24 protein-coding genes are annotated in these 21,170 nt (G+C 56.1%); 12 read left to right on the forward strand and 12 right to left on the reverse strand.

Annotated elements, in window-relative coordinates:
• Positions 1-15 precede the first annotated feature (15 nt).
• Positions 16-378 (forward strand): SUF system Fe-S cluster assembly protein, encoded by a 363-nt coding sequence (locus ACT2B1_RS10765; protein WP_481667725.1) that lies wholly within the window; start codon positions 16-18, stop codon positions 376-378.
• Between the two features lie 57 nt (positions 379-435).
• Here ACT2B1_RS10765 and ACT2B1_RS10770 read toward each other — a convergent pair whose 3' ends face one another.
• Complete coding sequence (locus ACT2B1_RS10770) at positions 436-771, reverse strand: hypothetical protein (RefSeq protein ID WP_254429111.1); 336 nt, start codon at positions 769-771, stop codon at positions 436-438.
• Between the two features lie 189 nt (positions 772-960).
• On the opposite strand from ACT2B1_RS10770, the gene ACT2B1_RS10775 reads away from it, so the two are divergent.
• A complete protein-coding gene (locus ACT2B1_RS10775; RefSeq protein ID WP_171125231.1) occupies positions 961-1,326 on the forward strand; it encodes a HesB/IscA family protein in 366 nt (121 codons plus the stop codon).
• Here the strand turns inward: ACT2B1_RS10775 and ACT2B1_RS10780 are convergent.
• Positions 1,323-2,237, reverse strand: coding sequence for an isopenicillin N synthase family dioxygenase (locus ACT2B1_RS10780; RefSeq protein WP_481667726.1), 915 nt, complete (start codon positions 2,235-2,237; stop codon positions 1,323-1,325). The two genes, ACT2B1_RS10775 and ACT2B1_RS10780, sit on opposite strands and share 4 nt — an antisense overlap.
• Before the next feature lie 122 nt (positions 2,238-2,359).
• On the opposite strand from ACT2B1_RS10780, the gene tpiA reads away from it, so the two are divergent.
• The gene (tpiA, locus tag ACT2B1_RS10785) at positions 2,360-3,109 is read left to right on the forward strand and encodes a triose-phosphate isomerase (protein ID WP_171240884.1); all 750 of its coding nucleotides are present in this window, start codon (positions 2,360-2,362) and stop codon (positions 3,107-3,109) included.
• A 3-nt stretch (positions 3,110-3,112) separates the two neighbouring features.
• Here the strand turns inward: tpiA and ACT2B1_RS10790 are convergent, their stop codons facing one another.
• From ACT2B1_RS10790 to ACT2B1_RS10815, 6 genes are all read right to left on the reverse strand, one after another.
• Positions 3,113-3,424 (reverse strand): DMT family transporter, encoded by a 312-nt coding sequence (locus tag ACT2B1_RS10790; protein WP_171240885.1) that lies wholly within the window; start codon positions 3,422-3,424, stop codon positions 3,113-3,115.
• A 154-nt stretch (positions 3,425-3,578) separates the two neighbouring features.
• Positions 3,579-4,955: a TRAP transporter large permease gene (locus ACT2B1_RS10795; RefSeq protein ID WP_171211567.1), complete on the reverse strand. Its 1,377-nt coding sequence runs from the start codon at positions 4,953-4,955 to the stop codon at positions 3,579-3,581.
• Positions 4,955-5,632, reverse strand: a complete 678-nt coding sequence (locus ACT2B1_RS10800) for a TRAP transporter small permease (protein ID WP_171125241.1) — start codon at positions 5,630-5,632, stop codon at positions 4,955-4,957. The genes ACT2B1_RS10795 and ACT2B1_RS10800 overlap by 1 nt, the downstream gene beginning before the upstream one ends.
• Positions 5,633-5,746: 114 nt before the next feature.
• Entirely contained in the window at positions 5,747-6,748 is a 1,002-nt protein-coding gene (locus tag ACT2B1_RS10805; RefSeq protein ID WP_305849916.1) for a DctP family TRAP transporter solute-binding subunit, read from the reverse strand.
• Positions 6,749-7,106: 358 nt separating this feature from the next.
• A complete protein-coding gene (locus ACT2B1_RS10810; RefSeq protein ID WP_171240887.1) occupies positions 7,107-8,336 on the reverse strand; it encodes a sigma-54-dependent transcriptional regulator in 1,230 nt (409 codons plus the stop codon).
• Entirely contained in the window at positions 8,333-10,072 is a 1,740-nt protein-coding gene (locus ACT2B1_RS10815; RefSeq protein ID WP_171240911.1) for a sensor histidine kinase, read from the reverse strand. Before ACT2B1_RS10815 ends, ACT2B1_RS10810 begins: the two co-directional genes overlap by 4 nt.
• 47 nt (positions 10,073-10,119) lie before the next feature.
• On the opposite strand from ACT2B1_RS10815, the gene ACT2B1_RS10820 reads away from it, so the two are divergent.
• The gene (locus tag ACT2B1_RS10820) at positions 10,120-11,301 is read left to right on the forward strand and encodes a cytochrome P450 (protein WP_171240888.1); all 1,182 of its coding nucleotides are present in this window, start codon (positions 10,120-10,122) and stop codon (positions 11,299-11,301) included.
• A 4-nt stretch (positions 11,302-11,305) separates the two neighbouring features.
• Here ACT2B1_RS10820 and ACT2B1_RS10825 read toward each other — a convergent pair whose 3' ends face one another.
• A complete protein-coding gene (locus tag ACT2B1_RS10825) occupies positions 11,306-11,785 on the reverse strand; it encodes an Lrp/AsnC family transcriptional regulator (RefSeq protein WP_170442447.1) in 480 nt (159 codons plus the stop codon).
• Positions 11,786-11,928: 143 nt separating this feature from the next.
• Here ACT2B1_RS10825 and cobA point away from each other — a divergent pair, with 143 nt between their 5' ends.
• The 7 genes from cobA (at position 11,929) to infC (ending at position 17,557) form a co-directional block, all read left to right on the forward strand.
• A complete protein-coding gene (gene cobA / locus ACT2B1_RS10830; protein WP_171240889.1) occupies positions 11,929-12,705 on the forward strand; it encodes a uroporphyrinogen-III C-methyltransferase in 777 nt (258 codons plus the stop codon).
• Positions 12,705-13,019 (forward strand): DUF2849 domain-containing protein, encoded by a 315-nt coding sequence (locus ACT2B1_RS10835; RefSeq protein ID WP_171121305.1) that lies wholly within the window; start codon positions 12,705-12,707, stop codon positions 13,017-13,019. Before cobA ends, ACT2B1_RS10835 begins: the two co-directional genes overlap by 1 nt.
• Positions 13,020-13,084: 65 nt before the next feature.
• Complete coding sequence (locus tag ACT2B1_RS10840; RefSeq protein WP_481667727.1) at positions 13,085-14,749, forward strand: nitrite/sulfite reductase; 1,665 nt, start codon at positions 13,085-13,087, stop codon at positions 14,747-14,749.
• Positions 14,739-15,500: a phosphoadenylyl-sulfate reductase gene (locus tag ACT2B1_RS10845; RefSeq protein ID WP_481667728.1), complete on the forward strand. Its 762-nt coding sequence runs from the start codon at positions 14,739-14,741 to the stop codon at positions 15,498-15,500. The genes ACT2B1_RS10840 and ACT2B1_RS10845 overlap by 11 nt, the downstream gene beginning before the upstream one ends.
• On the forward strand, positions 15,497-15,904 hold the full coding sequence (locus ACT2B1_RS10850; protein WP_171121302.1) for a DUF934 domain-containing protein: 408 nt from the start codon (positions 15,497-15,499) through the stop codon (positions 15,902-15,904). Before ACT2B1_RS10845 ends, ACT2B1_RS10850 begins: the two co-directional genes overlap by 4 nt.
• Positions 15,905-16,015: 111 nt before the next feature.
• Positions 16,016-16,849, forward strand: coding sequence for a ferredoxin--NADP reductase (locus ACT2B1_RS10855; RefSeq protein WP_171125256.1), 834 nt, complete (start codon positions 16,016-16,018; stop codon positions 16,847-16,849).
• A gap of 246 nt (positions 16,850-17,095) precedes the next feature.
• Positions 17,096-17,557, forward strand: coding sequence for a translation initiation factor IF-3 (gene infC / locus ACT2B1_RS10860; RefSeq protein ID WP_480767506.1), 462 nt, complete (start codon positions 17,096-17,098; stop codon positions 17,555-17,557).
• A gap of 44 nt (positions 17,558-17,601) precedes the next feature.
• Here infC and ACT2B1_RS10865 read toward each other — a convergent pair whose 3' ends face one another.
• The 3 genes from ACT2B1_RS10865 to ACT2B1_RS10875 form a co-directional block, all read right to left on the reverse strand.
• A complete protein-coding gene (locus ACT2B1_RS10865; RefSeq protein WP_171211574.1) occupies positions 17,602-17,994 on the reverse strand; it encodes a hypothetical protein in 393 nt (130 codons plus the stop codon).
• Between the two features lie 71 nt (positions 17,995-18,065).
• The gene (locus ACT2B1_RS10870) at positions 18,066-19,382 is read right to left on the reverse strand and encodes an aspartate aminotransferase family protein (RefSeq protein ID WP_481667729.1); all 1,317 of its coding nucleotides are present in this window, start codon (positions 19,380-19,382) and stop codon (positions 18,066-18,068) included.
• Positions 19,379-20,146, reverse strand: a complete 768-nt coding sequence (locus ACT2B1_RS10875) for a beta-keto acid cleavage family enzyme (protein WP_481667730.1) — start codon at positions 20,144-20,146, stop codon at positions 19,379-19,381. The genes ACT2B1_RS10870 and ACT2B1_RS10875 overlap by 4 nt, the downstream gene beginning before the upstream one ends.
• Here ACT2B1_RS10875 and ACT2B1_RS10880 point away from each other — a divergent pair.
• Positions 20,119-21,135, forward strand: coding sequence for a MurR/RpiR family transcriptional regulator (locus ACT2B1_RS10880; RefSeq protein ID WP_371808248.1), 1,017 nt, complete (start codon positions 20,119-20,121; stop codon positions 21,133-21,135). The genes ACT2B1_RS10875 and ACT2B1_RS10880 overlap by 28 nt on opposite strands.
• The last annotated feature ends 35 nt before the right edge of the window (positions 21,136-21,170 follow it).

The raw sequence follows: 21,170 nt of genomic DNA on the forward strand, positions 1-21,170 counted from the left end.
AGACCCGAGGCAAAAATGACTTATCCGAGTGAACAGTTTGAAGGAACCCCGCTGATCGCGCCTTCAACCATCGAGCACCCCCTGTATGACGCAGTGGTCGAAGCTTGCCGGACGGTCTATGACCCTGAGATCCCTGTAAATATTTACGATCTGGGCCTGATCTATACGATCGACATTACCAGCGATAACGCAGTCAAGGTCATCATGACACTGACGGCTCCGGGTTGCCCTGTTGCCGGTGAAATGCCCGGCTGGATCGTTGAGGCTATTGAGCCTGTCGCTGGCGTCAAAGAGGTTGACGTCGAACTGACGTGGGAGCCGCCCTGGGGCATGGAAATGATGTCCGACGAGGCGCGGCTTGAACTGGGCTTCATGTAAACCCAGTGATTACAATGGCCTAAGTTGAATAGGGCAACCAGGCCGATATCCCGCCGATCACTGAATGTTGCAAGTGGTCTTTATCTCGTCGGCGCGCTGGTCCAACTGTTTGACGTAATCGCCTGACAACATTGTAAGTCTTTTCTTTTCGGTTCCGGTGACCAGCCCCAGCAACGCGCCTGCGGGGGTGATCGCAATCGCGCTCTCAACTTGCTGATCCTGCGCATGTTTCTTTTCTGCGGCAATTGCGCGAAGATCACCTTCGGCGGTTGCGCAGTTTACAGGGTGACGAGCTGCCTCATCCGCCATCGACATGCCCGAAACGGCTAGAATTGCTGCGGTCGCGGATAAAACAAACAATCCGCGCTGCGTCTTCTTAAATCGACTGTTCATAAGATTGTGCCCTCTGAATTCTCTGCTCAAACACGGTTCAGGCTAAAACCATCATGTTGCCAAAAGCAAATGAATACAGGCCCATTTCGCAAACTTGACTCGAAAAGTTAGGTAAGCAGGGCTGCTATGACTTGAGACTGCGTCGAGTCAGCATTAAATTGAAACCAACCTGTGAAAACGGAGATCAACATGTTCGGCATTCCCGGCAAAAACGCCGTGACGATGACGCCTAAAGCTGCTGCGCAGATTGCCCGCCTGATGGATACTGGCGGACATGCCGGTTTGCGTATTGGCGTAAAGAAAGGCGGTTGTGCCGGCATGGAATACACGATGGACTATGTCGACGAAGCCGATGTCAATGATGAGGTCGTTGAACAGGACGGTGCGCGGGTCATGATCGCGCCGATGGCGCAGATGTTCCTATTCGGAACCGAGATTGACTATGAAGTGTCGCTGTTGGAATCCGGTTTCAAGTTCCGCAACCCCAACGTTGTCGATGCCTGCGGTTGCGGTGAATCCATTAAGTTCGACGAAACCCTGTCAACACAGCGTTAAGACGCCGTCTTTAGGTGGATGTATGTTTCATTGAACCGACGGGTGAGGTGTTCTCCGGCGGATATAATTTGATCTGAGTCCGGTGGCGCGACATTGGTGTCGTAGGACGGGTTGAAAAACAGCGGAATTGAAAGCCGCTCTTCCGCGCCTCCGACAACCCTGTGCATCGTCGCTTTAACCTGCCCTTCGGTCCAGAACTCCAACATTTCCCCGAAATTGATAATAAAGGTGCCTGGATCAGCACGCACCTCGGCCCAGTTACCATCCGGCACCTGCGCCTCAAGACCCGGCGTACCATCTGTGGCCAATAGGGTCAGACAGCCATAGTCCGTATGTGCGCCGATACCGAAATCCTGCGCGCCAGCCCACGCGGGGCGTTGTGGGTAGAAATTGCCCCTCAGCAAAGCCATGGGTGTCTCAAAAGCCGTATCAAAGCTGTGCGCGTCCCGGCCCAAAGCGGCAGCAATAGCGCGCAGGATACGCAGCGCAACAGCACAGGCATCGTCATAGTAATCTTGGATCGTGTCCCGAAACCCTGACGGCGATTGGGGCCACAGGTTCGGGGCATAGACGCTCAACCCCCGGTTTGCATAGGGATCGCCAGCCGCCAGTTCATAGCCGCAATCAAACACCTCTTTGAAATCAGGGTTTGCGCTGGGGTCAACCTGCTCGGATCTGGATGCACCCCAGCCCCGGTTTGCGCCGGTCCTAGCCATGTCAACGCGCCTTTTCTCAGCTTCCGGCAGATGAAAGAACGCGCGGTATTCCGACAGCACCCTCTCGACGCGGGCATTGTCCAAACCCGTGTTGGACACACACAGAAAGCCGACATCCCTGACAGCGCGCTGCAGCCGGGCTAACTCGACCTTGTTGCGGGTATCCAGTTTTTCCAGATCCAGAGTGTCGATCATATCTGCCTCATTCTTTTGCGGAATTTCTGTCGATTTCGCCGCTGGTCTGCAACCAGAATTGTCACGCCCTGCCCCGGGTGTTATCCGAGGGTCAAACAACAGATCATGTGGGAGTACGTAAGATGCGGCGCAAGCTGGCGGCAGGTAATTGGAAAATGAACGGAACGTCATCTGCTTTGGGGGAGTTGACGTCGCTCGCAAATACGTACCCCGCCCCGTCGGTTGAAGTTCTGATTTGTCCGCCTGCCACATTGCTCCATAGGGCTGCCGAAACGGTGCATTCCACCGATATCGAAGTTGGAGGGCAGGATTGCCACGCCAACGGGTCTGGCGCGCATACAGGTGATATCAGCGCCGAGATGTTGGTGGATGCGGGGGCCACGGCCGTTATCCTGGGTCATTCCGAACGGCGCGAAGATCATGATGAGCAAAACGAAGACGTCCGCGCCAAGGCTCGCGCTGCCATAGACGCAGGTCTAAAGGCAATTATCTGCGTTGGCGAAAGCCTTGAACAGCGCGAGGCGGCCAATACGCTGGATATCATCGGTGGACAGATGTCGGGCTCGATTCCTGATCTATCCACCGGCGAGAACCTGATCGTCGCATATGAACCCATCTGGGCCATCGGCACCGGCAAGGTGCCGACCTTGGACGAAATTGGTGAGGTTCACGACTTTATCCGCGCCCGTCTGGAACGGCGATTTGGCGAGGGCGTAGGCCGCTCGGTCCGGCTGCTGTATGGCGGGTCGGTCAAGCCGGGTAATGCCGCTGAAATCTTTGCCGTGTCCAATGTGGACGGGGCTTTGGTCGGCGGAGCCAGCCTCAAGGCGCAAGATTTCGCCGGTATCATCGACGCGCTGCAAAACGCCTGAGCGTCAGGCCAGCTTCATCATTACCAGACCAGCCACGATCAAGGCCGCTGCAACAAGGCGCGGGGCTGTAAGAGCCTCGCCCAGAAACATTAACCCGAACATAAAAGCGCCAACCGCACCGATCCCGGTCCAGATTGTGTAGGCCGTTCCCAGTGGCAGGTCGCGCATCGCCAGCGCCAACAGGCCAAACGATCCGATCATTGAAACACCCATCAGGGCCGTAGGCCAAAGCCGCGTATATCCTGCCGATTGCTTCATCGCAACCGCCCAGACGATTTCCAGCAGACCGGCAAATAACAGAAAAACCCAAGGCATTGAGGCACCTCATGTCCGTTCGGGTCGTCCCGAATGATTGACCATAATGGTGAGGTCGTCCTCTGCCCTCAAGATGGGGATGGCGGAAGTGTCATCAAGAGGGGTAGAAAAGAAAAAGCCGGACCGATGAGGCCCGGCTTTTGTGCCGCTTCGGCTAGTTCGTTATGATCTCTGGCCCCATGAAGGTGTTGGGCAAGAAGGTCGATATCCATGGGATATATGTGACCATGATTAGGAAGACGAACAGAACCGCCAGGAAGGGCAGCGCCGCCTTCACGACGCTCATCATAGGCATTCCGGCAACGCCCGAGGTCACGAACAGGTTCAGCCCGACCGGAGGTGTGATCATCCCGATCTCCATGTTGACCACCATGATGATGCCCAGATGGATCGGGTCGATGCCCAGCTCGATGGCAATCGGAAACACCAAGGGTGCAACGATGACCAGCAAGCCCGAGGGCTCCATGAACTGACCGCCGATCAGCAGGATCACGTTTACCACGATCAGGAAGGTCACCGGACCCAGACCAGCCGAAAGCATCGCGCTGGCGATATGTTGCGGTACCTGCTCGTCCGTCAGCACATGTTTCAGGATCAGCGCGTTGGCGATCACGAACAGCAGCGTGACGGTCAACTTCCCAGCCTCAAACAGCGTGTGCTTGGTGTCGGGGTGGATGAACGCCGTGATCAACGCATAGGGCTTTTTGATCAGCGGCAGGTTGGGTTGCCCCTCTTCCGTACTCAGGGGGCCCATGTCCTTGTAGACAAAGCTGGCGATCAGGAACGCATAGACGGCGGCCACGGCTGCGGCCTCGGTCGGGGTGAAGATACCGCCGTAGATACCACCCAGAATAATAACGATCAGGAACAGGCCCCACCCGGCCTCACGGGCCGAGGCGAAGATCTCGCCCCACCCTTTCCAGTCACCTTTGGGCAGGTTCTTGACCTTTGCCATGACATAGATGGTGATCATCAGCATCAGACCAGCCATCAGGCCCGGAATAACCCCGGCCAGGAACATGCGCCCGACCGAAACCTCGACCGCAGCGGCATAGACCACCATCACGATGGAGGGCGGGATCAGGATGCCCAGCGTACCGGCGTTACAGATCACACCGGCGGCGAATTCTTTGGAATAGCCCACCTGACGCATACCTGCGATCACGATCGAACCGATGGCTACCACAGTCGCCGGGGACGACCCCGACAAAGCGGCAAACAACATACAGGCAAACACACCCGCAATCGCCAACCCGCCCGGCAGATGCCCAACACAGGCAATCGAGAACCGGATGATCCGACGCGCCACCCCGCCCGTCGTCATGAAGGACGACGCGAGGATAAAGAACGGGATCGCCAGCAGGGTAAAATGCCCCTCGAATGCCTCAAACAGCGTGCCCGCGACCGAGGCCAGAGAGCTATCGGAATAGATCAGCAGGAACAGTGTCGAGCTGAGGCCAAGCGCCACCGCAATCGGAACACCGATCAGCAGCAGGCCGATGACCATTGAGAATAGAAGAACGACGTCCATTAGTTATGCTCTCCTTGCTGAGCGCGGACTTCTTCAATCTCGTCCTCGACTTCGTGGCTGGCGACAAGGCGGTCGGTTTCGCCGCGCCAGATTTGTACAGCGACCTGCGAAAACCGGATTACCAGCAGCAGCATGGAAACCGGCAAAACCAGATACGGGATGACTTTCGGGATCTTCTCGTAGCCCTCGCCATAGTTGATCAGATCTTCCAGAAAGCGCAGCGGTGCGACCATTGGAATGTCGTCAACTTCATAGAAGCTCTGGCTGCGCGCGCCGGTGTCGAACCCGGTCGGGAACCAACGCCCGGAGGTGGGCGGCAGGTCTGCAAATACCGCCCAATAGTCGTATGACCCCTTCAGCAGCAACAGCGAGAAAACCAAGCAACACGCCACCGAAATCAGCGCCAGAATGCGGCGCGGCCCAGGGGCCAGCATGTTCAGGATCGCGTCCACGCCCAGATGTGCGTGCTTTTTGACCGCATAGGATGCGCCCAGCAGAACCAGCCAGCCGAACATGAACACTGTCAGCTCAAGCGCCCACAGAATATTGGAATTGAAAGCAAACCGCGCGATCACATTGGCAAAGGTCACAGCCGTCATCAGGCCAAGCAACACCGCGATCAGGGTTTCCTCGATATGGTCGATCAGCCCGCCTTGGCCGGGATTCGCACCAGACATCTTTCTGTCCCCACATTTTCTTGTGATGAGAAATATTGGGGCGGGCACATTATGGCCCGCCCGGGCGACGCGTCGATAACTCCCCAGTCCCCCGACGCGTTGCCTGAACCGGGATTAGAACCCGGCGTTGATCGCCTGAGCGGCGTCGATCTTGTCCTGACCCACGTCATCAGCGAATTTGTCCCAGACGGGCTTCATCGCATCGACCCAGGCCTGACGCTGTTCAGGGTTCAGGTCACGGATGATACCACCCGCGTCGGTGATCGAAGCTTTGGCCGCTTCGTTCACAGCAAAGGCTTCTTTGTTCCGGGTTTCTGTCACTTCGTCCAGAATGGTCAGGAACTGTTCACGCACTTCCGGTTCGAGACTGTCCAGCCAGTCGACCGAGGTCACGACCAGATAGTCAATGATGCCGTGGTTGGTCTCGGTGATGCCGTCCTGTACCTCAAAGAACTTCTTGCCATAGATGTTGGACCAGGTGTTTTCCTGCCCGTCCACAACACCCTGTTGCAACGCGCCGTAGACTTCCGAGAACGCCATTTTTTGCGGGCTGCCACCGATAGCTTCCATCTGCGCCACAAGAACGTCCGAGGACTGAACGCGGAACTTCAGACCATCCGCATCCGTCGGATCGACCAGAGGTTTGTTGGCCGACATTTGCTTCATGCCATTGTGCCAGAACGCCAACCCTTGCAGGCCGCGGCGCTGCATGCTGTCTTTCATGGCCTGACCGTCTGCCGATGCCTGGAATGCATCGACCGCGTCGATGTTCTTAAACATGAACGGCAGGTCAAACAGGCGGAACTGCTTGGTGAATTTCTCGAATTTTGACAGCGACGGAGCGGCCAGTTGCACGTCGCCCTGCAGCATCGCTTCCAGCACTTTGTCGTCATTATAGAGGGTCGAGTTTGGGAACACCTCCATGCACATCACGCCGTTCATCTCATCATTGACGCGCTGTTCCAGCAGCGAGGCCGCAATACCCTTGGGGTGTTTGTCCGTGTTTGTCACATGGGCGAATTTCACTACGATTTCGCCGTCATCGCAGGCCGCCATACCAGCAGTTGCAGTTACGGTCAGCGCAACAGCGGTTGCAGCCGTTGTCAGGAATTTCATCAGTCTCTTCCTCCCAGACTTCATAGATGCATTCAAAGGACGCATGGACTGCGTCGCATGCCGGGGAGTGAACCGAATCGTCCCTTACGCCTCAACTTTTTGTTCGATTCCAGGTTTCAAAACTTATTTTTGTTTATTTTCAGATACCTATTGGACATTCCCAACCAACTCTGCGTCAAGGGAATTAGGCCAGTGCGAAATTCCGCACAGGTTTGAACCACTTTGTGCGAAATTCCGCACGATTGACGATTCGTTTACCGAGAATCACCCGGAATCGACCGCAGTTCGCTTGGGCGAACTGCCACCCCCAACGCCTTTAACTGCATGACAATGCAGAAAAAGGGGGCGGGAGGGCATGCTACCTGCGATAGTCTTCTGGGCGAATCTGATATCGGGCAAGCTTGTCATAGAAAGTCTTCCTAGGAAGTTTCAGTGCCTTTGCTGCGTCTGCCGCCTTGCCGTTGTAGCGACCCAATGCCGCGATCAGCAATGACCTTTCCACTTGCGCCATCTGCTCATTCAACCCCAAATCCGCTGCCCGGGATACCTCTTCGGGCATACCTAGGACAAAGCGCATCGCAGCCGACATCAAAGACCGAGAGTTACCCGGCCAATCACTGGCCATAAGCGATGCCAAATGCTCTGATGTCACTTCTGGGGCCGCAATCCCCGTCTGCTCGGCCGCCTGCCCCACATAGTGCCTGAAAATTACCGGTATATCCTCACGACGTTCAGCCAGAGAGGGAATGCGCACCCGCATTACGTCCAACCGATAGAAAAGATCGGCGTTAAACTGTCCCTTGGCTGACAAACTGGCCAAGTCGGTCGTCGTTCCTGCCAGAATCCTTGCCTCGACGCCCTGCTCCAGCATCTCAAGGGCTGCATATTGCGTTGCCTCGGGCATCGTCCCGATCTCATCCAGAAACAAGGAGCCGCCCGCAGCATCTTCACATGCCCGCACCAAATCCTCACGCGAAAGCCCGGAAACCTGTCGTTTGACAAAAGCACCCTGTGCCTGCGGTGACAGCATATGAATGACCTCGGCGACCTTGGCGATACCACTGCCCGCCGGCCCCGTTACAAGGACCTCGGCTTTGGTCGGGGCAACGGTCCGGGTGCGGTTTCGTAGTTCTTCCGCTTGGGGAGAATGCCCAAACAGCAATCGGGCCGCCGGATCGCCGCGCTCAAGCTCTCGCTTAAGCGCCCGCTGTTCCAAAACCTGCGATCGCGCGTCCGTCGCCCGCCCAATAACTTCGAGCAACTCGGCGGCGGCACAGGGCTTTTCCAGAAAATCAAAAGCCCCCTTCCCCATCGCCTGAACAGCCATCGGGATGTCGCCTTCTCCGGTCAACAGAATGACCGGCAACTCGGGATCGACCCCGTGCGCGTAGGTGAGCAGATGAAATCCATCCCGACCGGGCATACGGATATCCGAAACAATTACCCCCTGAAAATCGGTCCGAATGTGATCCTTGGCCGCAACGAATGACCCGGCTGTCACAGGCGCATAATCAGCCAGTTCAAGCGTTTGCGCCAGTGCCTCGCGAACGGCGGCATCGTCATCGACCAGTAATACCTTTCGGGTCATATCGCTTCTTTTTCCCTGAAATGTTCAAGTTCAACAGTGAACTCTGCACCCCTTTCAGTGTTGGAGCCACGAATATTTCCGCCAAAACTCTGGATCAGACCATAAGAAATCGAAAGCCCCAGCCCCATGCCTTCCGAAGACCCAACCGTCTTTGTCGTGTAAAACGGCTCGAACAGTTTTTCCGAGTTTTCTATGCCCGGACCAATATCCCGAACAGTAACAGACAATTTGGACCCCGATCCGATGTGAATACGAATTCGGACCAGCCTTTCATCCTGATGGCTCATGGCATCAGCGGCGTTATTGATGAGGTTTACAAAGACCTGAACCAGCCGCACCTCACCGCCCCACGCATAAACTGGTTCCGCAGGTGAGACCCAATCCATTTGCACCTGTTCCGACCTTAGCCGGGCTTGGGTCAACTCCACCGCAGTATCAATGACCTGTACCAAATTGACCTTGCCCATCGGTTCGCTTTCATTTCGGGAAAAAGCACGCAAGTTCTTGATGATCCGCGCCATGCGCGCCGCCATCTCGGAGATACGAATCAGGTTTTCCGCTGCCCTTTCTTCGCGCCCTCGTGTCAGGAACGCGGTGCCATTGTCCGCAAATTGTTGGATGGCCATCAATGGTTGGTTCAACTCGTGACTGATACCGGCTGACATCTGACCCAGCGCATTCAACTTACCCGCTTGAATAAGGTCCTCTTGGGCGTGCTTCAAGGCTGTCTCAGCCTCCTGCCGCTCGCGCACTTCACGGCGAAGTGCCGTATTCGCAGCCGTGAGAGCGTGGGTTCTCTGCGCGACCCGGCTTTCCAAAACTGCATTGGCTTGCGCAAGGGTACGCCTGCGCTCGGTCGCGAGGAACAGCAAGGCACCGAACGCAAGGCAGATCGCGGCAACAGTTGCCGCCTGAAGACTGGCAAGACGTTGGGCTGGCGCAATGTCCATGACAACTTCGCCCGTCATGCCGATCACCGGCAAATCACGGCTCAGATGCAACGCCCGCGCGGGAAGGTATGGCCCCCATCCCAAATCCCAAACCTCAAAAGGACCAACCTGATCTGCGGCAAACGATAAGGTCTGACCGTCCGGCGGCGTAAGGCCGGGTTGACCTTTCTCGCGCTTCCAGAACAACAGTTCAGTCCTGTTGCTGATGAAGACGACCCCGTTGCGATCTACGAAAAACACAGCTTCGGTGCTGCCGCGCCATTCCTGTTCGATGTCCTCAACATCGGCAATCACCACCAGCGCGCCGGATACCTGACCGCTTGGGGAAAAATCCGGGGCCGCATAGGAAAAGAACCGGTCGCCCTGACTTGTCAAAACACCGTGCTCGCTTCCGAGGGCGCCTTGCATCGCACGTTCGAAGGCCGGATGCCCGGAAACGCTGCCGCCAACCACGTCATGGGCAGCGGCCAGTACCCGGCCCGTTGGATCGGCGTAGATTACGTCGACAGCCGCTGTTTTGTCGGCGACCTCCAGCAACAGAGCGCGCGCCTGCGCCGGGGTATCCGCCCCCTGAAGGTTTCTCAGGTCCGGGTGACCGGCCATAAGAACAGCCAATTCCTGATATACTTGCAGTTGCGTGCTTAAGCGGTCGGCTGCCAGTTCCAAATCCGCCTGGGCTTTTTCGCTGAGTTGTGACAACGCCTGCCGGAAACCATAGGACCACACCCCGGCCGCCAACAGCGCGACAGCAAACAAAAATCCCAGTACGACCCAAACCCTTTGCATGTCATAGGGTCTTGCATTCACCGGGCCGCATGGCAAGTGTGCCCGTCATGAAGACCCTATCACAATCGCCGGTCGACCCGGATTTCGTCCAAAACCCCTATCCTTTTTATGACCGGGCCCGAGAGCACGGCGACCTGTTCTATTGGTCTGAGTACAAAATGCCCGCAGCCGTTTCGCACAAGGCCGTGCAGACACTGCTGAAAGACCGTCGTTTTGGCCGCGAAGTCCCGGTTGAAATGCAAAGCCCCGGCCCCAGCCACCTTGCGCCGTGGCTCGCCGTCGAAGCGCACTCTTTGCTAGAGGCAGAGCCGCCGCGTCACACACGCCTGCGCGCCCTTGTGATGCGCGCCTTTACGTCCCGCGCCATTACGGGCCTTGAAGATTCCATCTACGATCTGAGCCATTCCCTGATTGAACAGTTTCCAGCAACTCCGTTTGACATACTGGGCGGTTTCTGCACTCAGATACCTGTCGTTACAATTTGCAGGCTTCTGGGCGTTCCCGAGGAAAAGTCGCCCGACCTTCTTAGGTGGTCGCATGATATGGTCGCCATGTATCAGGCCAGCAAAACCCGTGAGACCGAAGACAACGCGGCGACCGCGTCCCGGGACTTCACTGCGTTTCTGTCGTCATACATCGAAATGCGCCGCGATGATCCTCGCGACGACCTGATCACCCGCCTGATCGAGGCCGAGGAGCATGGTGAGAAACTCAGCAAAGAAGAGTTGGTGGCCACCTGCATCCTGCTGCTGAACGCTGGGCACGAAGCAACGGTTCATTCCCTGGGAAATGGGATCAAAACGGTATTAGAACTTGGAATTCACAAGGACGCGTTTTCACCAGATGCGATCGACAAGACGGTCGAAGAAGTTCTGCGCTTTGACCCTCCGCTGCATATGTTCACACGCTATGCCTATGAAGACATTGAGATATTCAATCACAGCTTCAAGCGAGGGGATCAGGTAGCACTGTTGCTAGGCGCGGCAAACCGTGATCCGGTTGTATGGGCAAACCCCAATACCTTCGATCCGACCCGCACGATAGTAACGAACAGCAGCTTCGGAGGGGGCTTGCATTTCTGCGTTGGCGCGCCGCTTGCACGGCTCGAGATGCGTATCGCGCTTTCAGTTCTGTTCGAACGGTGCCCGAATTTGCGCCTTAGCAAAGGCCCCGACTATTCAAACAGTTATCACTTTCACGGGTTGAGCCAACTTATAGTCGAGGTTTAAAGCTTCAGCTTTCGATCAAGGCATTCAGGGGCAGCATTGTCGTGGATTTGATTTCCTCCATAGACAGCAACGCCGTAACATTATGAACGCGCACCTCAGAAATCAGTGTCTGATAGAATTCGTCATAGGCACGCGCGTTTTTGACCCGGACTTTCAGGATATAGTCAATGTCACCAGCCAGCCTGTGAGCCTCCTGAACTTCGGGACGATCACGAAGGGCTTTCAAGAACTTTCTCTGCCAGTCTGCCTCATGCTCGGACGTGCGAATTAGAACAAAGAAAGTCGCTTCGAATCCAAGCGCCTCGGCGTCCAACAAAACGGTTTGTTGACCAATAACGCCTGCGCCCTTGAGCTTGCGAATACGATTCCAGACCGGGGTCTTCGAACTGCCGACCCGAGCCGCAATTTCGTCCAGTGATTGACTGGCATCGCGCTGAAGCTCTACCAGAATTTTCCGATCCGTATCGTCAATCCGCACCGACATTCCAATTTTTCCTTCGTTTTAAAACTTTCGTTCCAAATGGGCCCTCCACTGGAACGATTGTTCTTATTTACCCGCCCATATGGCGCATTACTGGGAATATTTCCTATATTGCAAGCCAAGTCAAACCAACCGTGGAACGGGACATGCGGCATTCGCAAACAAATGATGGCATTGGGCACGTCGACTTTGTCGGCGCAGGTCCGGGCGATCCCGAGTTGCTGACCCTCAAGGCGCTAAAAGCCTTTGAGCGTGCAGATGTCGTCCTGCATGACCGACTGATCAGCACCGAGGTACTGGCGCTGGCTGGCCGAAACGCTGTTTTGGTCGACGTAGGCAAGGCCGGGTTTGGTCCGTCTTGGAAACAAGAAGACATCGACGCCCTTCTCGTCAGTCACGCTGCCAACGGTCAGCACGTAGTTCGCCTTAAGTCCGGCGATCCCACGGTGTTTGGACGTCTTGATGAAGAAATCCAAGCGGTTCAGGCCGCAGGGATCTCGTGGACCATTGTTCCGGGCGTTACTGCGGCCTCTGCCGCTGTTGCCGGGATCGGTCAAAGCCTGACCCAACGGGGGCGCAATTCCTCGGTCCGGTTCCTGACGGGCCACGACATGAAAGGTTTCGCGGACCACGATTGGACTGCGCTTGCCCAATCCGGATCTGTCGCTGCGATCTATATGGGCAAAAAGTCCGCTCGGTTCATTCAAGGTCGTCTGATCATGCACGGCGCAGATCGCGCGACTCCGGTAACGCTGATCGAAAACGCATCCCGACCCGATCAGCACGTAATGGCGACCACACTTGATCAACTGCCTGACGATTTAATTGCCGCCGAAATGGATGGCCCAACCCTTATGTTTTATGGCCTCGAACCGCGCAACGCGGTTACTGCCCTGACCCAATACAAGAAGGAGCACGCCTGATGCCCCGCGCTTTTACTCCAAAAGTAATCACCGCAAATCATTTGCTGGAAGGCGACGTGATCTATCTGACCGAGGACGACCGCTGGTCCCGTGACCTGTCCGAGGCCGAGCTAATTACCGACGAAGCACATGCGCAAGTCCGCCTGCTGGATGCTGAACGTCAGGCAAATGTCATCGTCGGCGCGTATCTTGCGGACGCTGTGGCCGGTGAAAACGGCCCCGAACCGACCCATTTTCGGGAAGACTTCCGTCGGACTGGCCCGTCCAATTATGCCCATGGCAAACAGGAAACTTCCCCGCAGCCCCGGACCTGAGATCAGGCCCTCTCTCTCCCCATTAAGCCCCCAGGTATCGGGGCTGCAACCAAGGACAGCTAATCATGTATCGCTACTCCGAGTTCGACACAGCATTTTTGGCAGAACGCAACAAACAGTTCCGCGCACAGGTCGAGCGCCGCATTGACGGCTCATTGACCGAGGACGAGTTCAAACCCCTGCGCCTGATGAACGGCCTGTATCTGCAATTGCACGCCTATATGCTGAGGGTCGCTATCCCTTACGGCACACTCTCCAGTGCGCAGATGCGCCAACTGGCCCTGCTGGCCGAAAAGTGGGACAAAGGTTACGGCCATTTCACCACGCGGCAGAACATCCAGTACAACTGGCCCAAGCTAAAAGACGTGCCGGATATGCTGGACGCGCTGGCCGAAGTGGGAATGCACGCCATTCAGACCTCGGGCAACACCATCCGCAACGTAACTGCCGACCATTTCGCCGGTGCCGCCGCGGATGAGGTCGCCGACCCGCGCCCCTATGCCGAACTGTTGCGCCAGTGGTCCACCGACCACCCGGAATTCCAGTTCATGCCGCGCAAGTTCAAGATCGCCATCACCGGCAGCGAAAACGACCGCGCCGTGATCAAGGCACATGACATCGGTTTGCAACTGGTCGAGCGTGACGGCGTTCTGGGCGCCCGCGTCGTCATAGGCGGCGGTCTAGGCCGCACACCGATGATCGGCAAAGAACTGTCGGACTTCGTCGCCTTTGATGACCTGCTGGCGTACCTTGAGGCCACAGTGTCCGTGTGGAACCAGATCGGTCGCCGCGACAACAAGTACAAGGCGCGCATCAAGATCACTGTGCACGAAAACGGCATCGACACGATCCGCGCCAAGGTCAACGAGCGTTTCCTGCAGGTTCGCCCGCAGTTCAAGGGCGCCGACATGGCCTTGCTGGATGAGATCAAAACCCACTTTGCCGCGCCCGATTTCCGCGAAACTTCGGTTGCCTCGTTCGAGAGTGCCTACAGCAACGATCCGGTGTTCCGTTCGTGGGTCGACACCAACATCGCGCCGCATAAGAACGCGGACCACGCGATTGTCACGATCTCGATCAAAAAGCACGGCGCAACGCCGGGCGATGCGACCGCCGAACAGATGCGTGTGATGGCCGACCTAGCCGAAGAATTCGCCTATGACGAACTGCGCATCAGCCATGAGCAGAACGTGATCCTGCCGCATGTCCACAAGTCGGACCTGCCCGCGATCCACGCGAAGCTGAAGGAATACGAACTGGCCACCGCCAATATTGGCCTGATCAGCGACATTATCGCCTGCCCCGGCATGGACTATTGCGCGCTGGCGACAGCACGCTCGATCCCGGTTGCGCAGGAAATCGCAACCCGCTTCGATGACCTGAAGCTGGAGCATGATATCGGCCACCTGAAGATCAAGATCTCGGGCTGCATCAACGCCTGTGGGCATCACCATGTGGGTCACATCGGTATCCTGGGCCTGGATCGTGCAGGAGTCGAGAACTACCAGATCACTCTGGGCGGTGACGGCACCGAGACAGCAGCCATTGGCGATCGCACCGGTCCCGGCTTTGCCTATGATGAGATCGTCCCGGCAGTCGAGCGGATCGTGAACACCTATCTGGAACAGCGCGACAGCGCCGAAGAGGAGTTCCTGCAAACCTACCGCCGTGTTGGCATGGCTCCGTTCAAGGCTGCTCTGTACCCCGAGGCTCAGGCGAATGCCGCTTGATCTGATCCAGACGGAACTGGGCAAGGACCGCAGCGAGCTGACCGAAAAGGTCGATGCGCTGAACGCCCGGTTCCGGCACCACAGTGCGCATGACGTGATGCACGGTGCCATCGACCAGATTGAAGACCTTGCCCTGGTGTCTAGTTTCGGGGCCGAGTCGGTGGTGTTGCTGCACATGGCGGCGGTCGTCGACAAGATGACCCCGGTGCTGTTCGTGGACACGCAGATGCTGTTCACCGAAACGCTGGAATACCAGCAGGGGGTGAGCGAACGTCTGGGCCTGAAAAACTTGCAGATCATCCGCGCCGAGGACGAAGATGTGCAACGTGACGACCCCTATGGAGCCTTGCGCTTGCGGGATACGGATGCGTGCTGCAACTTGCGCAAGACCTTTCCGCTGCAAAAGGCCCTTATGGGCTATAGCGGTTGGATAACTGGGCGCAAACGGTTTCAGTCCGGCACCCGCGCTGCGCTTGACTTCTTTGAGGTCGAGGACGGAACGGGCCGGATCAAGGTCAACCCGCTGGCGCATTGGGCACCCGAGGATGTGCGCGCCTACATGGACGAAAACAACCTGCCTCGGCATCCGCTGGTGGCCAAAGGATACCCTTCGATCGGCTGTGCGCCCTGCACCTCGCCGGTCAAGGATGGCGAAGACCCGCGCGCCGGACGCTGGCGCGACCAGAACAAGGAAGAATGCGGCATCCATTTTGTCGATGGCAAGATGATGCGCGCCGGAGAGACATCATGAACGTAATCGTTACCGATGAGGGCTTTGCCCCCGACGACTGGACCGATGGGTTTGTCACACTGGAAGACACCGCCAACGACGTTGTTGCGCTGGACGTTGCCTCGGACACTGACCCCGATGAACTTTTTGAACGCCTGGGCAACGCCAAGATGGTACGCGTGGATTTTCCGTCCTCGGCAGACGGACGTGGTTTTACAATCGCACGCATTCTGCGCTTGAAAGGCTATTCAGGCCGCTTGCGCGCAAAGGGGCATGTCCTGGCCGATCAATACGCCATGGCCCGCCGCAGCGGATTCGACGAAGTTGAAATAGATCACAACCTTGCAAATCGGCAGCCCGAAGATCAGTGGCTAGCGCGTGCGAACTGGGAAGAGAACAACTACCAAGCCCGCCTGCGCGGTTAACCGCAACTAATCGACAGCTTGTCGACAGGACGTTGCGGCAACTGCCCCCTTTTCCTGACTTGGATCAAAGATTAAACGGAGATGTCGGTTTAGCAAACCGACAGTGAAACGATGACAGAGATGAAGCCCGTGACCGAAGCAACCACCGTGAAGGCCCCCGTTCTGCCGGACGCGCAGACCGTAACTGACGTCAAGCATTGGACCGACAGCCTGTTTTCCTTCAAGGTATCGCGCCCTGCCTCGCTACGCTTCCGCTCGGGTGAGTTCGTGATGATCGGCCTGTTGGGCGACAACGGAAAGCCTTTGCTGCGCGCCTATTCGATCGCTTCGCCATCGTGGGATGAAGAGCTGGAGTTCTACTCGATCAAGGTTCAGGATGGCCCGCTGACCTCGAAGCTACAGCATATCAAGCCCGGCGATCAGATCATCCTGCGGCCCAAGCCCGTGGGCACGCTGGTCCACGACGCCCTGCTGCCGGGCAAGCGATTGTGGTTCTTTGCCACCGGCACCGGTTTCGCGCCTTTCGCTTCGCTGCTGCGCGAGCCGCAGACCTACGAAGATTACGACGAAGTCATCATCACCCACACCTGCCGCGAAGTGGCCGAGCTGGAATATGGCCGTCAACTGATCGAAGACATACGTCAGGATGAGATGCTTGCCGAACTGATGGGCGAAGGTTTTGCAGACAAGATCCGCTACTACCCGACCACGACTCGGGAAGAGAGCCCAAAGATGGGCCGCATAACCAATTTGCTGAACGACGGCACCGTTTTCGCGGACCTTGGCATCGAAGGCGGCATCAAACCTGAAACCGACCGCGCGATGGTGTGTGGTTCGCTGGCCTTTAACCTCGATATCAAGGAAATCCTTGAAGGGTTCGGCCTGCGCGAGGGTGCAAATTCCGAGCCCAAGGAATTTGTGATCGAAAAAGCCTTTGTCGGCTGATCAGACCGTGCCGGTCACCGCACAGACTGTGACCGGCGCATAAACCTGCCGTGAATCATGTGAATTTCAATCGTTTCAGCGCGGTTGGCGCTTGAAACAGGGCGCGTGGCAGTCTAAATTTCGGGCTCGAAATTCTGCAATCATCAAAGGAATGAACCCATAGCCCGCAGACCTCACAACGCGCCGCCGCAACGAGAAACCGGCCCGCGCGTCAATGAAAAGATCCGTGCCCCCGAAATTCGCCTGATTGGTGCCGATGGTGACAACGTCGGGGTGGTTCATCCCGCTAAAGCCATGCAACTTGCCGCCGATGCCGGCCTCGACCTGGTTGAGATTTCGCCCAACGCGAACCCCCCGGTCTGCAAGATCATGGATTTTGGCAAGTTCAAGTACGAACAGCAGAAACGCGAAAGCGAAGCCCGCAAGAAACAAAAAGTCATCGAAGTGAAAGAGGTCAAATTCCGGCCCAACACCGATACGCATGACTATGACGTCAAGATGAAGAACGTCTTCAAGTTTCTGGAAAAGGGCGACAAGGTCAAAGTCACCCTGCGCTTCCGTGGTCGTGAAATGGCACACCAAAATCTGGGACGTGAGCTGTTGGAACGTGTGGCCGAGGACATCAAGGAACTGGGCAAGGTCGAGAACATGCCCAAGATGGAAGGCCGCCAAATGATCATGATGATCGGGCCGTTGCCGCAGAAATAAATCTGACTCTGTTTAATTTTTCAAAGCCCCCTTTTCAGGGGGCTTTATTGTTCCGCCTGTCGTTCACGCAGCCAAACGATCGAGTCGTTCACATCGAAACCAAGAGAAATGAGATCGACCACCAACAGCAGCACCAAAAACTGCACATAACCCGGTGACAATGCGGAAGCATCCATCAACAGCATTATGACGATTGCCAGCATTGGAACCCAACAGACCAAATGCGGCAGCGCCATCGCCTTTGTCATACCTCTGGCCGCGCGCATGATAGGAATGTTCAGGGCCATTCCAGTCACCGACAGCGCAGCGATCAATGCACCTTGTGGTTGATCGACAAATGCTAGTGGAGCCAAGTTGACGGGAATAAGTATGAAAGCCATCCAAAACTGAACCCAAAGGGGTAATTCCCTAAAGCTCAGCCAAATATCGCGAACCATTCGTCACCTGTGCACTATTAACTAATCAATTACTTTAATTGATACACAGGATTAGTCAGTTCACAAACACGTTAAACGGCTGCAGATAGCGCTTTACTCAACTTTGTGACTAATTCGCCGATTTCCGAGTTTCCGATAATGAAGGGCGGCGCCAATAGGATATGATCGCCATGCCTGCCATCCCGCGTACCGGACATGGGATAACAGATTAGTCCTTCAGAAAACGCGGCTTTTTTTATCTTGGCTGCTGTGCCGTGCGATGGATCAATCGGTGTTTTTGTCGCACGATCTCCAACCAGTTCCAACCCTCGGAACAACCCACGACCCCGGATATCGCCGACATTCGGATGCTGGCCAAACTCCTCCAGCAGCGCATTTTGCAAAACGTCCCCCAGCTCGGTGGCCCGCGTTGGAAGGTTGCGTTGTATCAGTTGCTGAACAACTGCCAAGGACGCAGCCGTTGCTACAGGATGGCCAACATACGTGTGCCCGTGCTGAAAGAAACCGGAACCTTCCTCAATCGCGCCATACAACTTACTGGTGCACAGCATCGCTCCGATAGGCTGATACCCTGCCCCCAAACCTTTTGCGATACACAGGATATCCGGAGAGACTCCGTCGTGGTCACAAGCAAACAAATGCCCGGTTCGCCCCATACCGCACATCACTTCGTCCAGAATCAACAGAACACCATACTGATCGCAAATCTCTCGGATGCGGCGAAAATACCCCTCGACCGCCGGGACCGCGCCCAACGTCGCGCCGACAACCGGCTCGGCCATGAACGCCATCACCGTTTCAGGCCCCAATCGCAAAATCTCTGACTTAAGTTCGTTTGCAACACGCTGACCGTAGTCGTAACTGCTCTCGTCATCCGGCTTCTCAGCGTATTCATAACACGGGGCGATATGTGTCATCTCGATCAGCATCGGCGCGAACTGCGCACGTCGCCACGCATTGCCACCCGCAGACAACGCCCCCAACGTATTTCCATGATAGCTTTGACGACGCGCAATCACATGACGGCGTTCGGGTTGACCAATCTCAAGGAAATACTGTCGCGCCAGCTTGATCGCCGCTTCGGTCGCCTCGGACCCACCGGACACAAAATAGACGCGGTCCAGATTACCCGGCGCATGTTCAATCAACAGGTCTGCCAAGGCTTCGGCTGGTTCGGATGTCATGAAACCGGTATGCGCAAAGGCGATCTTGCCCACTTGATCCTGCACGGCCTCAATAACCGATTGATCCGAATGACCTAAACAAGACACCGCAGCATCCCCGCAATCCAGATAACGCTTTCCTACAGCGTCAATGACGTAACACCCGTCCCCTGCAACAGCGATCGGCAAGTTGGATTTTGTATGGCGTGGAAAGACGTGGCTCATGAAACATTCTCCTTCAATGCTGCGACAAATGCCTTCACCGAGGACCCATTGTCCTTCCAGGGCATGTCATCCCGATCAGTCATGCTGTTTTCAAAACCGACGCGCACATCACCGCCACGTCTGGCGGCTGCCAACAGGCATTCATGCTCTTGCCGGCCAAACGCACAAGCCATCCATCGCGATTGAGCGGTTGGAAACAGGTCCAGTTCCTTCGGATTTGATTGCTGTCCTTCCACATACCGACCAAGAACCAACAACCTGTCTGTCTGACCCGACCTGATCAGCCCCTGTTCCTGCCAGCGACCCAACACTGCGGCATCATCGGCATCGTACAAGATATGTTGCACCTGGGTTCCTTGCTCGGCGCAAACGCCATAAACCTTGTCGACCAGCTCCGGTGATCTGGCAATTTCTCTGACCGCGATCGAAACCCATTTGGGGCAGACCCGCTCTAGACACTCTAACTGAGCGGAAACGTCGTACATGTCAGCAGCTTCGGTCGTAATCTGAACGTCCATTTCAGGGACGACCCTGTGCAACTCGGCAATCGTTTCAATGTATCGGCCAGCATCCAAACTGTGCTGCCCATTTTCATCGCGCACGTGCAGATGAATACCTTGCGCACCAGCATCGAAACAGGCCTGCGCCGCCGCTACAATCTGCTCGGTCGTAACGGGCAGATTATGATGGTCACTTATCCCGCGGCGCGCGCCGTTCGGTGCCACAAGAATATACGGTGCATGCTGTAATTGCTCGGGTGTCATCAAAGCGGCCTTCCACGGTTCAATTTTATCTACCCCCACACACCGTGTTTTCAATTTGCAATTTGCAAAACATATGTTTTTTTCATGCTATGAAAGACACGCTCAACAACCTCACCAACAAGCTACGCCGGGACATCGAACAGATGCCCCCCAGCCTTCAAGCCGCAGCAAAGTACATCATAGATTATCCGGGCGATTTTGGCCTGAACCCTATTCGCCTAACGGCTGCACATATTGGCGTCAGTTCAAACGTTTTGGTTCGCCTCGCCCACCGCATGGGGTTTGATGGCTTCGATGCTTTTCGTGAACCTTTTCGGCAAGCTCTGGTTACGGACCGAGAGGGCGAATTGGGTCAAGATTGGCTGGCAAATCTGCAATCAGGGGACCAGCTAAGCCAATCACAAGCAAAATACGCGCAGAATGCTCAGAACGTCGTAACCCGATCGCTCAGGCTCATCCACCCGGAAAAGATACGCAGGGCCGTTGACTTCATCACCAAATCCAAAAGGTGTTTTGTGACGGCCACGCGTGCCAGCTATGCGCTGTCATACTATTTTTCCTATGTCGGACGAATGGCACATCCCGGCATTCAACTTGCACCCCGGCATGTCGGGTCGGCTGTTGATGATTTGCTGGACGCAGACCACAGTGACTGTCTTATTGCGATTACAGTCCACCCATATTCAGCCGAAACAATTCAATCGATGCGGTTCGCAAGGCAGAAAGGGATGAAAATCATCCTTGTGTCCGACAGCGATGTCATTGCGCCAAAAGTTGAGCCTGACGTGACGTTTCCCGTCAGCGTCCGCTCCCTACATGATTTCTCGAATTTTACCGGCGCGATGGCTGTTTTGGACTGTATCCTGGGGCATCTTTTCGAAGCGGGCGGCAAAGACGCACACCACCGTGCAAGACAATATCAACAAGCGCGCGAAAACACCGGCGCTTATTGGAGGCCTTCGAAAGCACCCAAAATTCGAAAACCATAACCAAGGCCCTTTGTTTCCGGGCCTTGGTTTATTGG

The sequence above is a fragment of the Ruegeria sp. S263 genome, from assembly GCF_056780525.1.